The organism is Vibrio profundi (assembly GCF_043642225.1).
Classification (GTDB): domain Bacteria; phylum Pseudomonadota; class Gammaproteobacteria; order Enterobacterales; family Vibrionaceae; genus Vibrio; species Vibrio profundi_A.
The window spans coordinates 56273-68855 of the sequence record NZ_JBHZSF010000019.1 but is presented as its reverse complement, the minus strand read 5'-3'; the positions used below and the strand labels follow the sequence as shown (position 1 = coordinate 68855).

The 12583-nt window shown below is 43.4% G+C and carries 12 protein-coding genes and 3 tRNA genes; 7 read left to right on the top strand and 8 right to left on the bottom strand.

All coding sequences use genetic code 11. The annotated features are described in order from the left end of the window. The 8 genes from ACHUFI_RS20650 to lolB form a co-directional block, all read right to left on the bottom strand. Nucleotides 1-75: transfer RNA gene (locus tag ACHUFI_RS20650), tRNA-Gln, on the bottom strand. A 29-nt stretch (nt 76-104) separates the two neighbouring features. Continuing rightward, nucleotides 105-189 (bottom strand) — tRNA-Leu (locus tag ACHUFI_RS20645). Between the two features lie 49 nt (nt 190-238). Beyond that, nucleotides 239-315, bottom strand: a tRNA-Met gene (locus ACHUFI_RS20640). A 280-nt stretch (nt 316-595) separates the two neighbouring features. Next, nucleotides 596-1687: a redox-regulated ATPase YchF gene (gene ychF, locus ACHUFI_RS20635; protein WP_394252602.1), complete on the bottom strand. Its 1092-nt coding sequence runs from the start codon at nt 1685-1687 to the stop codon at nt 596-598. Nucleotides 1688-1697: 10 nt separating this feature from the next. Then, nucleotides 1698-2288 (bottom strand): aminoacyl-tRNA hydrolase, encoded by a 591-nt coding sequence (gene pth, locus ACHUFI_RS20630; RefSeq protein WP_137357533.1) that lies wholly within the window; start codon nt 2286-2288, stop codon nt 1698-1700. Nucleotides 2289-2450: 162 nt separating this feature from the next. Beyond that, the gene (locus ACHUFI_RS20625) at nt 2451-3395 is read right to left on the bottom strand and encodes a ribose-phosphate pyrophosphokinase (protein ID WP_137357534.1); all 945 of its coding nucleotides are present in this window, start codon (nt 3393-3395) and stop codon (nt 2451-2453) included. 29 nt (nt 3396-3424) lie between these two features. Beyond that, nucleotides 3425-4297 carry a 4-(cytidine 5'-diphospho)-2-C-methyl-D-erythritol kinase gene (ispE, locus tag ACHUFI_RS20620; protein ID WP_394252599.1) on the bottom strand — a complete coding sequence of 291 codons (873 nt, stop codon included), beginning with the start codon at nt 4295-4297 and terminating at the stop codon, nt 3425-3427. Continuing rightward, nucleotides 4294-4935, bottom strand: a complete 642-nt coding sequence (lolB, locus tag ACHUFI_RS20615; protein WP_394252597.1) for a lipoprotein insertase outer membrane protein LolB — start codon at nt 4933-4935, stop codon at nt 4294-4296. Before lolB ends, ispE begins: the two co-directional genes overlap by 4 nt. A 160-nt stretch (nt 4936-5095) precedes the next feature. On the opposite strand from lolB, the gene hemA reads away from it, so the two are divergent. From hemA to ushA, 7 genes are all read left to right on the top strand, one after another. Continuing rightward, the gene (gene hemA, locus ACHUFI_RS20610; protein ID WP_394252595.1) at nt 5096-6355 is read left to right on the top strand and encodes a glutamyl-tRNA reductase; all 1260 of its coding nucleotides are present in this window, start codon (nt 5096-5098) and stop codon (nt 6353-6355) included. Between the two features lie 28 nt (nt 6356-6383). After that, complete coding sequence (gene prfA, locus ACHUFI_RS20605) at nt 6384-7472, top strand: peptide chain release factor 1 (RefSeq protein ID WP_394252593.1); 1089 nt, start codon at nt 6384-6386, stop codon at nt 7470-7472. A 3-nt stretch (nt 7473-7475) separates the two neighbouring features. Then, entirely contained in the window at nt 7476-8351 is an 876-nt protein-coding gene (gene prmC, locus ACHUFI_RS20600) for a peptide chain release factor N(5)-glutamine methyltransferase (protein WP_394252591.1), read from the top strand. Between the two features lie 43 nt (nt 8352-8394). After that, nucleotides 8395-8778: a SirB2 family protein gene (locus tag ACHUFI_RS20595; RefSeq protein ID WP_137357540.1), complete on the top strand. Its 384-nt coding sequence runs from the start codon at nt 8395-8397 to the stop codon at nt 8776-8778. A gap of 5 nt (nt 8779-8783) precedes the next feature. Beyond that, on the top strand, nt 8784-9593 hold the full coding sequence (locus ACHUFI_RS20590) for a SirB1 family protein (protein ID WP_394252589.1): 810 nt from the start codon (nt 8784-8786) through the stop codon (nt 9591-9593). A gap of 27 nt (nt 9594-9620) precedes the next feature. Then, nucleotides 9621-10472 carry a 3-deoxy-8-phosphooctulonate synthase gene (gene kdsA / locus ACHUFI_RS20585; protein ID WP_394252587.1) on the top strand — a complete coding sequence of 284 codons (852 nt, stop codon included), beginning with the start codon at nt 9621-9623 and terminating at the stop codon, nt 10470-10472. 399 nt (nt 10473-10871) lie between these two features. Then, nucleotides 10872-12533 carry a bifunctional UDP-sugar hydrolase/5'-nucleotidase UshA gene (gene ushA, locus ACHUFI_RS20580; RefSeq protein ID WP_394252585.1) on the top strand — a complete coding sequence of 554 codons (1662 nt, stop codon included), beginning with the start codon at nt 10872-10874 and terminating at the stop codon, nt 12531-12533. Nucleotides 12534-12583 lie beyond the last annotated feature (50 nt).

The following is a 12583-nucleotide window of genomic DNA, read 5'->3' as shown; positions in this document are numbered from 1 at the left end:
TGGCTGGGCTACCTGGATTCGAACCAGGGAATGCCGGCATCAAAAGCCGGTGCCTTACCGCTTGGCGATAGCCCAACAATCGACATCATTAAGACATCTAAATATGGTGCGGACGGAGAGACTTGAACTCTCACACCTTGCGGCGCCAGAACCTAAATCTGGTGCGTCTACCAATTCCGCCACGTCCGCAGCAAATTTTTAGTCTTAGTTGACGATTGGTTATCAACTAGACGTTGTATGGTGGCTACTGCGGGATTTGAACCTGCGACCCCATCATTATGAGTGATGTGCTCTAACCAACTGAGCTAAGTAGCCATTTTCCAATTTTTCGCTCTCGTTGATTTGTTGCCTTATCGCTGAGAACGGGGCGCATTATGCGTAGTTGAACGAAACCCGTCAACAGTTTTTTTAAATAAATTGCGATAAAGCCATTGTTCGGTTTCTTTTTAAACAAAGAGGCGTATTTGTGATCAAAAACTCACAAAAAATCCTGCATAGCTTCCAAGTTAATGACTTTACTCGGCCTAATTAGAATGAGTAGCAACAAAAAAGCCAGCAATGAATGCTGGCTTTTATTAATTAGACTGGTTGTAAATTAAACGTTGAAGCGGAAATGAACCACATCACCATCTTTTACGATGTAATCTTTACCTTCTAGACGCCATTTACCTGCGTCTTTCGCACCGCTTTCACCATTAAACTCGATGAAATGGTCGTAACCAACAACTTCAGCACGGATAAAACCTTTTTCGAAGTCGGTATGGATCTTACCTGCAGCCTGCGGCGCAGTTGCTCCAACAGGGATAGTCCAAGCGCGAACTTCTTTAACACCTGCTGTGAAGTAAGTTTGAAGCGTTAGTAGTTCGTAACCAGAACGGATAACACGATTTAGACCTGGTTCTTCGATGCCCATATCAGCAAGGAACTCTTCGCGATCTTCGTCATCAAGCTCAGACAGCTCTGATTCGATAGCGGCACATACTGCTACAACAACGTTGTTTTCTTTTTCAGCGTATTCGCGAACTGCGTCTAGGTAAGGGTTATTTTCGAAGCCATCTTCACTAACGTTTGCAATGTACATTGTTGGCTTAAGCGTTAGGAAGTTTAGGTAGCCAATCGCTGCCAGCTCTTCTTTTGCTAGTTCAACCGTACGCGCCATGCCGCCTTCAGTCAGAACCGGTAGTAGCTTTTCTAGTATAGTGATTTCAAACTTAGCGTCTTTATCGCCGCCTTTTGCTTTTTTAGCGTTACGCTGAAGTGCACGCTCACAGCTGTCTAAATCTGCTAGTGCTAGTTCTAGGTTGATCACTTCGATATCTTCAATCGGAGAAACCTTACCAGAAACGTGAACGATGTTTTCGTTTTCAAAGCAGCGTACAACGTGACCAATTGCGTCAGTTTCACGGATGTTCGCTAGGAATTTGTTACCCAGGCCTTCACCTTTTGATGCGCCAGCAACCAAACCTGCGATATCAACGAATTCCATTGTTGTTGGAAGGATCTTTTGTGGATTAACAATTTTAGCTAATGCATCCAAACGAAGATCTGGAACCGGAACGATACCTGTGTTTGGCTCGATCGTACAAAAAGGGAAGTTTGCTGCTTCGATGCCTGCTTTTGTCAGTGCGTTAAACAGAGTTGACTTACCAACGTTTGGTAGACCAACGATGCCACATTTAAAACCCATGATATAAACCTTATTCTGCTTTGAACGTATGTAAGCGATTTTGCGCTTTTGATAGGCCATCTTTTAATAAGATGTCTAGGCTACGTACTGATTCGTCGACGACAGCATCAATACATTCTTGCTCTTTTGCGGGAGCTTTGCCTAATACATAACCTGCAACTTTATCTTTGTGTCCCGGATGGCCGATGCCTAATCTAAGACGATAGAATTCTTTATTGTTACCCTGTTTACTGATGATGTCTTTGAGGCCATTATGGCCGCCATGTCCACCGCCTTTTTTAAATTTACCGATACCAGGAGGTAGATCTAATTCGTCGTGAGCGACCATGATCTCTTCTGGTTTAATTTGGTAAAACTTTGCAAGTGCTGCAACGGCTTTACCGGATAAATTCATATAAGTAGTGGGGATCAATAAACGAAGATCTTCACCGTGAACCATAATACGGCCAGTTAAGCCAAAGAACTTTGCTTCATTCTTTAACGTTACATTGTGCACGCGTGCTAATTCTTCAACCACCCAAGCACCCGCATTGTGGCGAGTTTTGGCGTATTCTGGACCTGGATTTGCCAGTCCAACGAGAAGTTTTATTTGTTGGCTCAAGGTATGGATCTCTCTGGGATTTCAAAAAGCGCCGTATCATATCACACTTTATGAACGAGGTGCGAGACGGCTTAATTTAACCTCGTTCAGGATATTTCAGGTATAAAAAAAGCACTTCACAAAAATGAAGTGCTTAAATTCTGTCGTTAAGTTTAATTAAACTTAGTTGAACATCGCAGAGATAGACTCTTCGTTGCTGATACGACGAATCGCTTCAGCAAGCATGCGAGACAGGCTTAGCTCTGTTACTTTGCCAGTCGCTGCCATCTCTGGAGATAGAGAGATAGAGTCAGTTACGATAACTTGGTCTAGAACAGAGTTCTTGATGTTATCTGCAGCGCTGCCTGAGAATACTGCGTGAGTTGCGTAAGCGAATACACGCTTAGCACCGCGTTCTTTTAGAGCCTCAGCTGCTTTACATAGCGTGCCACCAGTATCGATCATGTCATCAACGATTACACAGTCACGACCTTCAACATCACCGATTAGGTTCATTACTTCAGAAACGTTAGCACGTGGACGACGCTTATCAACGATAGCGATGTCTACGTCACCTAGTGCTTTAGCTGTTGCACGAGCACGTACAACGCCACCTAGGTCAGGTGAAACCACAACTGGGTTTTCAAGGCCGCGGTTCTGCATGTCTTCTAGAAGTACAGGAGTACCGAAGATGTTATCAACTGGTACGTCGAAGAAGCCTTGGATTTGCTCTGCATGTAGGTCGATAGTAAGAACGCGGTCAACACCAACGTTAGAAAGGAAATCTGCAACAACTTTTGCAGTGATTGGCACACGTGCAGAACGTACACGACGATCTTGACGAGCGTAGCCAAAGTATGGGATTACCGCAGTAATACGGCCCGCTGAAGCACGGCGCATTGCGTCAATCATTACCACCAATTCCATAAGGTTGTCATTGGTTGGTGCACAAGTTGATTGAATCAGGAATACATCGCTACCACGAACGTTTTCATTGATTTGAACAGCGACTTCGCCATCAGAAAAACGGTCTACAGTAGCATCGCCAAGAGAGATGTATAGACGATCAGCAATACGTTGGGCTAGTTCAGGTGTTGCGTTACCAGCAAATAGCTTCATATCAGGCACGGTGGAAACCTCAGGGTTGCGTCCAGTTTTTAAATAGATTGTGGGTGGACTGATTGGTAATCAGTCAGAGTCTCTTTTAAGGGCGAAACATTCCGTCCTTTCGCGACAAATGCGGAGACTGTGTCAGGCAGTTTTTCTAGGATTGAATCGGCTTCTAATTTGCTGCTAAATTCAGCAAAAACGCACGAACCCGTCCCAGTCAATCTCGACGGCGCATATTGTAGCAGCCATGAAAGTTGCTTATCAACCTCTGGGTACAGCATTCGCACAATTTTTTCGCAATCGTTTACGCATTCTTGCTCTAGAAGCGTTGTCAGCGCTCGCTTTGGCGTATTTCGAGTTAATTTTGGATGTGTGAATATGTCTGCAGTTGCTATGCTCACTTGAGGTTTAACAACCAGATACCATTTTTCATCCGGATTGGCAGGGTGAAGCTGTTCACCCACGCCTTCTGCAAAGGCTGAATAGCCACGCACGAATACCGGCACATCGGCACCGAGTTTAAGACCTATTTCTGCTAACTCATCATCTGATAGGTTCAATTGCCATAGAAAATTAAGTGCGACCAGAACGGTTGCGGCGTTAGACGAACCTCCGCCAATCCCTCCACCCATAGGGAGCACTTTTTTAAGGTGGATGTCTGAGCCAAATGAACACGATGCATATTTTTGCAGTGCGGTTGCTGCCTTCCAGATCAAATTATCTTCCGTGCTAACGCCTGGGATTTCGGGAGTAATTGTGATTAGGCCTGATTCATTCGATTGAATGGTTAATTCATCACCGAAATCTACGAACTGAAATAAGGTTTGTAGTTCGTGGTAACCATTGTCTCGGCGCCCAGTGATATAAAGAAAAAGGTTTAGTTTGGCAGGAGAAGGCCAATGTGTTGCTTCTGAAATCATTTCGCCAGTGTCCACTTAGAAATTACAATGTTAATTCGAGTTTGGTCATGTTTGAAAGTCAGCTTTGCCGGTAAGGGTAACTCGACCGAGGTGCTTTCTTCTGATGATTGATTGAGGGTGATAGGGTGATTGCGGTAACTAGTATAATCGAGCTGCCAAAATTGACTGCCAACCATTTTATTCAATGATGCGAGAGTGTTTGATTCATTAAGTGAAAACATGTCCGCTTGTTCTGGGTCACCGAGAAGCCACTGAGGCATATGTTCAATAGGAATGCTTAATCCAGTTAATCGTTTGACGAGTACCGATGCGTCTCGGTGAGTAAAGACATCGTCGTCATACGTCACCACTTTGGCACCTTGTTCGTTAACTGTGAGATTGAGTGCCGTTTGGCCAAGAAAGGTGGTGAGGCGAAGCTGACTTTTGTTGGGTGAGTGCTTCCAGATAAAATTTAAACTTTGACGTTGGTCTGGAGCGATATAAGCCAGTTTTCCCTGAGCTTGATAATGGGTGATTTTTTCAAGTTGAGCTTGATGCGACATCCACTCGACACTGGTAGGCTGTTCCGGGATTGTTGAACAACCAGCTAAAACAATAGTGATAAACATTATATGGAGGATTTGATTCAATCTGCTCATGGCTGCTCACAACTTGCTCAAAATAGTAGGAATTTCGGGGCAACTATAGCATTGAACTCACGAACTCAGGAAAACAAATCCTGCTTTCCCTTTAAATAGAGCCATGCATCAAGTAAAATTCGGCTCTTATTTCTAATCCCTGATCGAGAACTTCTGATACATGTCTTTGCTTGCCGTAGGTATCAATCACAATACAGCGTCGGTTGAATTGCGAGAAAAAGTCGCTTTTGGTCCAGATAAATTGTCTGCAGCCTTAGAGCAACTCAGCGCAAATATGCACGTTAATGGAAGTGTAATTCTTTCAACCTGTAACCGAACTGAAATCTATTGTGACATTAAGTCGGCAGCAAAAAGTAAAGTAATCGACTGGCTATCGGTATTTCACCAAGTGAGCCCTGAAGATCTCAAACCAAGCTTGTATATTCATGAAGAGCAAGCCGCGATTAAACATTTAATGCGCGTTTCATGTGGTTTGGATTCATTGGTTCTCGGTGAACCCCAGATCCTTGGTCAGGTTAAGCAAGCCTATTCAGATTCTCGTGAGCAAAAAGCTGTCGATGCTTCGATGGAGAAGCTTTTTCAGAAGACATTCTCTGTTGCGAAACGTGTTCGTACAGAAACTGAAATCGGTGGTAGTGCGGTTTCGGTAGCATACGCTGCTTGTACATTAGCGAAGCATATTTTCGAATCGATAGAAGAATCGACGGTACTGCTTGTCGGAGCGGGTGAAACCATTGAATTGGTTGCTAAGCATTTAGCAGGCAACGGATGTAAAAAAATCATAGTGGCTAACCGAACCCGTGAACGAGCGCTTGGGCTTGCGGAGCAATTTGGTGCTGAAGTGATTAGCTTAAATGAAATCCCAGATCACCTAATGCGTGCTGACATTGTTATTAGCTCAACGGCCAGCCCGTTGCCTATCATAGGTAAAGGCATGGTTGAAACTGCTTTAAAGCAACGAAAGCATCAGCCAATGTTGCTAGTGGATATTGCCGTTCCTCGTGATGTGGAAGCTCAGGTAGGCGATTTAAATGATGCTTACCTCTATACGGTTGATGATTTGCAGTCGATTGTTGAAAGCAATATTGAACAGAGAAAAGTTGAAGCTATCCAAGCTGAAGCCATTGTCAGTGAAGAAAGTGCGGCATTCATGACGTGGATGCGTTCACTGCAAGCAGTTGACAGTATTCGTGAATACCGTAAATCGGCTAATGAGATTAGAGAAGATTTATTAAGTAAAAGTTTGCAGTCTCTAGCCGCTGGCGGAGACCCTGAAAAAGTTTTACTTGAGCTCAGTAATAAGCTCACCAACAAATTGATCCATGCTCCAACGCGTGCACTCCAAAGTGCAGCTGAGCAAGGAGAACCTGCAAAATTAACGGTCATTAGACAGAGTTTGGGTTTAGATAACCCTCAATAAGATTAGACCTCCAACAAGATAAGACGATATGAAAGCCTCGATTCTAGTAAAGCTTGAAACACTTGTTGAACGCTATGAAGAAGTTCAACACCTGCTTGGTGATCCTGATGTGATCGGTAATCAAGACAAATTCCGTGCTCTATCAAAAGAGTACTCACAGCTAGAAGAAGTAACGACGTGCTTCCAAGCTTATCAGCAAGCGAAAGAAGATCTTGAAGCTGCTGAAGAGATGGCGAAAGAAGATGACGCAGAAATGCGTGAAATGGCGCAAGAAGAAATCAAAGATGCGAAAGAAGCAATTGAGCGTCTTACTGATGAATTGCAAATCCTTCTTCTTCCAAAAGATCCAAACGATGAACGTAACTGTTTCTTAGAAATCCGCGCTGGTGCGGGTGGTGATGAAGCTGGTATCTTCGCGGGTAACTTATTCCGTATGTACTCAAAGTTTGCTGAGAAGAAAGGTTGGCGCGTTGAAGTAATGAGTAGCAATGACTCAGAGCAAGGCGGTTACAAAGAGATGATCGCAAAAGTAAGCGGCGAAGGCGTTTATGGCGTGATGAAGTTTGAGTCTGGCGGCCACCGCGTTCAACGTGTACCAGAGACTGAGTCTCAAGGTCGTGTACATACGTCTGCTTGTACTGTTGCAGTGATGCCTGAAATCCCAGAAGCAGATCTACCGGAAATCAAAGCTGCAGACCTGAAAATTGATACTTTCCGTGCATCGGGCGCGGGTGGTCAGCACGTTAACACCACGGATTCAGCAATCCGTATTACTCACTTGCCAACAGGTACAGTCGTAGAGTGTCAGGACGAGCGTTCTCAACATAAGAACAAGGCTAAAGCGATGGCTGTTCTTGCTGCTCGTATTGTACAAGCTGAAGAAGAGCGTCGTGCTGCTGAAGTATCAGACACGCGTCGTAACCTACTAGGTTCAGGTGACCGTAGTGACCGTATCCGCACTTACAACTACCCACAAGGTCGCGTATCTGATCACCGTATCAACCTAACACTTTACCGTCTAAATGAAGTATTAGAAGGTGATCTGCAAAGCTTGCTTGATCCTGTGCTTCAAGAGCACCAAGCCGATCAGCTTGCAGCTTTGGCTGAACATAACTAATTTATGTCATCTAACTATACGGTTGAAGGTGCACTAAAATCAGCAATCGTACAGCTTCAAGAAGGCGGTAATCCATCGCCTTCGATTGATGCTGCTGTTCTGCTGTGCCATGCCCTCGACAAGCCAAGGTCTTACCTACTAACTTGGCCAGAAAAAGAACTCACGTCTGAGCAACAATCTGCATTCAATGCATTACTTGAGCGACGTCTAACAGGCGAGCCTGTGGCTTATATTGTCGGTGAACGTGAATTTTGGTCTTTGTCTTTAAAAGTGTCTCCTTCAACGCTTATTCCTCGCCCTGATACTGAAAAGTTAGTAGAAGTGGCGTTAGATAAAACGTTTGGCCAGCAAGGTGATATTTTAGATTTAGGTACTGGTACCGGAGCGATTGCACTGGCATTAGCGTCTGAGATGCCGAATCGGAAAGTGATGGGAATTGACTTAAGGCCGGAAGCTAAACTATTGGCCGAAGAAAATGCCCAGCGTTTGAACATTTCAAATGCATCTTTTATGCATGGAAGTTGGTTTGAACCACTAAAAAAAGGTGGACTCTCAAGCGACGGTATAAAGTTTGCTTTGATTGTCTCTAACCCTCCTTATATAGAGCAAAATGATCCGCATTTAACTCAAGGTGATGTTCGATTTGAACCGATCACTGCGTTGGTTGCGGAAGAGAAAGGACTCGCAGATATAAAACATATCTCGACACATGCTATTGAATTCCTTGAAAAAGGCGGATGGCTGGCTTTTGAGCATGGTTATGATCAGGGGCTTGCAGTAAGAAATATTCTGCAAGCACTTGGGTACGACAATGTTGCGACCGAGAAAGACTACGGTGGCAATGACCGTGTCACATTCGGTCAGTATTTGCCTGGCTAGCCTTTAGTTCTAGGTTTAAGTAGTACAAATTAAGAGAGAGAACATGTACGACGTTTTAAAACATTTTCACTTACTGACGGTTGGCCTAAGCGCGTTATTACTTTCAGTTCGATATGCGCTTATGATGGCAAATTCACCAATGCTGAAGCATCCATTCTTACAGCGTTTTCCACATATTAATGATTCACTATTATTGCTATCTGGTATTGGATTAATTTTCATTACAGGTTTTATCCCGTTTACTCCAGCAGCGCCGTGGTTAACTGAAAAGCTGACATGTGTGATGGCGTACATTGCTTTGGGCTTCTTCGCTTTACGTTTTGGTAAGAACAAGCTGTTGAGAACTTTCTCGTTTTTTGGTGCTTTAGGCTGGCTTGCGATGGCCGGTAAAATTGCTGTCACAAAAGTTCCAACCTTTTTCGGGTAAGAATCATGTACGAATTTTTCGATGAAGATTTTGATAATTTGGAATTAGCGGAAGGAGCGATTGTTCTTAATAAAGCGGTGAATCCTGATACTCAAGATTCATGGGCGGAACAAGAACTCGAGCGCCTTTTTAAAGAAGCTGAATTTGCATTAGTAAATGAAAGTGATGAGCAGCAAAAGTTTGAATCTTTTCTTCGTTTATTCTTTTTTGAGTGGGGCTTTAGTGGCGATAAAGATGCGTACTTCTCGTCAGAAAATGCGTTCATCGATAAAGTTCTAGAGCGCCGAAAAGGTATTCCGGTTAGTTTAGGTGCCATATTTTTGTTTCTGGGCAAGAAGTTGGGCTTCCCTGTTGAAGGGGTATCATTTCCTACTCAATTTCTTCTGCGCGTCAATTGGTATGGTCAGTCACCGGTATTCATCAATCCATATAATGGTGAATATGTTGGCGAACAAACCTTACAAGCGTGGCTGATTGGTCATGATGGCCCGTTGGCAAAATTGAAATCAGAGCATTTAGAAGCTGCCGATAACCCAACGGTTATTGGCCGTTGGTTGGCGTTACTCAAGAGCGCACTTCTTCGAGAAGAGCGTTATACCTTAGCTTTAAAATGTACCGATCTTGCACTAACGTTTGTACCAGATGACCCTTACGAAATTCGAGACCGTGGTTTTATTTACCAACAATTAGATTGTCATCAAGTAGCGGCAACGGATTACCAGTACTTCATTGATCAGTGCCCAGACGATCCGGCTTCGGAATTACTAAAATCTCAAGTGAATGCAATGACAGAAACTTCGGTTGTGATTCACTAGACCATACTAAATATTAGAGAGAATACGATGGAACAGAAAACAGTTCATATTGGCGATTTGCCAGTAGCTAACGACAAGCCATTTACTTTATTCGCTGGCATGAATGTTCTAGAGTCTCGCGATCTAGCGATGCAGATCTGTGAGCACTATGTAAAAGTAACTGAAAAGTTAGGCATCCCTTATGTGTTTAAGGCGTCTTTCGATAAAGCAAACCGTAGCTCTGTTCACTCTTACCGTGGTCCAGGCCTTGAAGAAGGAATGAAAATCTTCCAAGAGCTTAAAGACACGTTTGGTGTGAAAATCATTACTGATGTTCATACTGAAGCACAAGCGCAACCTGTAGCGGATGTGGTTGATGTTATTCAACTTCCAGCGTTCTTGGCTCGTCAAACTGATCTTGTTGAAGCAATGGCGAAAACAGGCGCGGTTATCAACGTGAAGAAACCTCAATTCATGAGCCCAGGTCAAGTGGGTAATATCGTAGATAAGTTCGCAGAGTGTGGTAACGAAAATATCATTCTTTGTGAGCGTGGCTCTTGTCTTGGTTACGATAACTTAGTGGTTGATATGCTAGGTTTTGGTGTAATGAAAAAAGTATCAAATGGTAGTCCAATTATCTTTGACGTGACTCATTCACTACAAATGCGTGATCCATCAGGCTCAGCTTCAGGTGGTCGTCGCGAACAAACGGTTGAGTTAGCAAAAGCAGGTTTAGCAACGGGGATTGCAGGTCTATTCATTGAGGCGCATCCAAATCCAGATCAAGCACGTTGTGATGGCCCGTCTGCGTTACCGCTTGATAAGCTAGAGCCTTTCCTAGCGCAAATGAAAGCGCTTGATGATGTAATCAAAGGTTTTGAGCACATCGACATCAAATAGACTACAATAGATAGTGTTTAGAAAAGCTGACTTCAAAGAAGTCAGCTTTTTTTATGTATCAATTAGGCTTAATGATTAGGAATATTGATACATGTTTTCTAATATTGTGGGTTTATCGATGAGGTTCTCGAAAATCCGCTGGTGTATTGATATCACAGTAAAACGATTGCCTGTGACCAATTGGATTCAACAATGTAATCGAATGCATTTGTTACACTTTACCGTTCGTTTTATCGTGATCAATTCGACATAAATATGAAATCCTAATGTCACATGCAGCTTGTTAATTTAAACTATATCAAGTTTTATAGGTATTTAGACAAGTAGAATCTACTGGTCGTATTTCTCCTATAGTAATTATAAGTAGTGGATATCCCCAAAAGTTCAAAAGGTATGACAATGAAGCAACGCCTTATTCTAAAGACAGCACTAAGTGCTGCAATTCTAGCAACTCTTGCTGGTTGTGCATCTCAACCTACTCAAGAGTGGAATCAAGATGAAACGTACAAGCTAACAGTCCTTCACACTAATGATAACCATGGCCGCTTCTGGCAGAACAAATATGGCGAGTACGGCATGTCTGCACGTAAAACGCTTATTGATCAATTACGTGCTGAAGTAAAAGCTGAAGGTGGTAGCGTATTGCTTCTATCTGGTGGTGACATCAACACTGGTGTTCCAGAGTCAGATCTACAGGATGCAGAACCTGATTTTAAAGGTATGAACAAGATTGGTTACGATGCGATGGCACTAGGTAACCATGAATTTGATAATTCTCTTGAAGTACTGAACAAGCAAATTGACTGGGCTAATTTCCCAATGCTTTCGGCAAACATTTACGATAAAGCAACGGGCGAGCGTAAGTTCCAAGCATATCAAATGTTTAACAAGCAAGGTATTAAGATTGCTGTAATTGGTTTAACGACTGAAGATACACAGAAGATCGGTAACCCTGAGTTTATCGGTGGCATTGACTTCCGTGACCCTAAAGAAGAAGCGAAAAAACTAATTGCTGAACTTCAAGAAACTGAAAAGCCAGACCTAATCTTCGCTGTAACTCACATGGGCCACTACGAAAATGGTCAACGTGGTGTGAATGCTCCGGGTGACGTTGCTTTGGCTCGCTACCTAGATGAAGGTTCTCTAGACATGATCGTTGGTGGTCACTCTCAAGAGCCTGTATGTATGGAAGCGCCAAACGTAGTTAAGAAGAACTTCAAGCCTTCTGACGAGTGTAAGCCAGACGTACAAAACGGCACTTACATTGTTCAAGCTCATGAGTGGGGCAAATATGTAGGTCGTGCTGATTACGAATTCCGTAACGGCGAACTAGAAATGGTGAGCTACGATCTAATCCCAGTTAACCTTAAGAAGAAAATTAAGGTAGATGGTAAGAAGAAACGTGTACTTATCGAAGACGAAATTGCACAAGATCCAGAGCTATTAGAATTCCTACGTCCTTTCCAAGAGCAAGGTCAAGCTCAGCTGAACGTTAATATCGCAGAAACGAACGGCAAACTTGAAGGTGATCGTAACGTAGTTCGTTTCCAACAGACTAACCTAGGCCGTCTAATCGCAACATCTCACATGGAGCGCGCTAAAGCTGACTTCGCTGTGATGAACTCTGGTGGTGTACGTGACTCTATCGAAGCGGGTGACGTAACGTACAAAGACGTTCTAACGGTACAACCTTTCGCAAACATCCTGACTTACACAGATATGTCTGGTAAAGAAGTTCTAGATTACCTAAACGTTGTTGCGACTAAGCCTGTAGATTCTGGTGCTTACGCTCAGTTTGCTGGTATCTCAATGACAGTTGCTAACGGTGAAGTGTCTAACGTATTCATCGGTGGTAAGCAGCTTCGTCTAGACGAAACTTACCGTTTCACAGTGCCAAGCTTCAATGCTTCAGGCGGTGACGGTTACCCTAAACTGACAGGTCACCCTGGTTTCGTAAACACTGGTTTTGTTGATGCAGAAGTACTGAAAGAGTACCTAGAAGCTAACAGCCCAGTAGACGTAAACAAGTACGCGCCTTCAGGTGAAATGGTTTACAAATAATAAATTGTGAGAGGGTATAGAAAGCGTTTGACTCTAGCTCTCTGATAAAT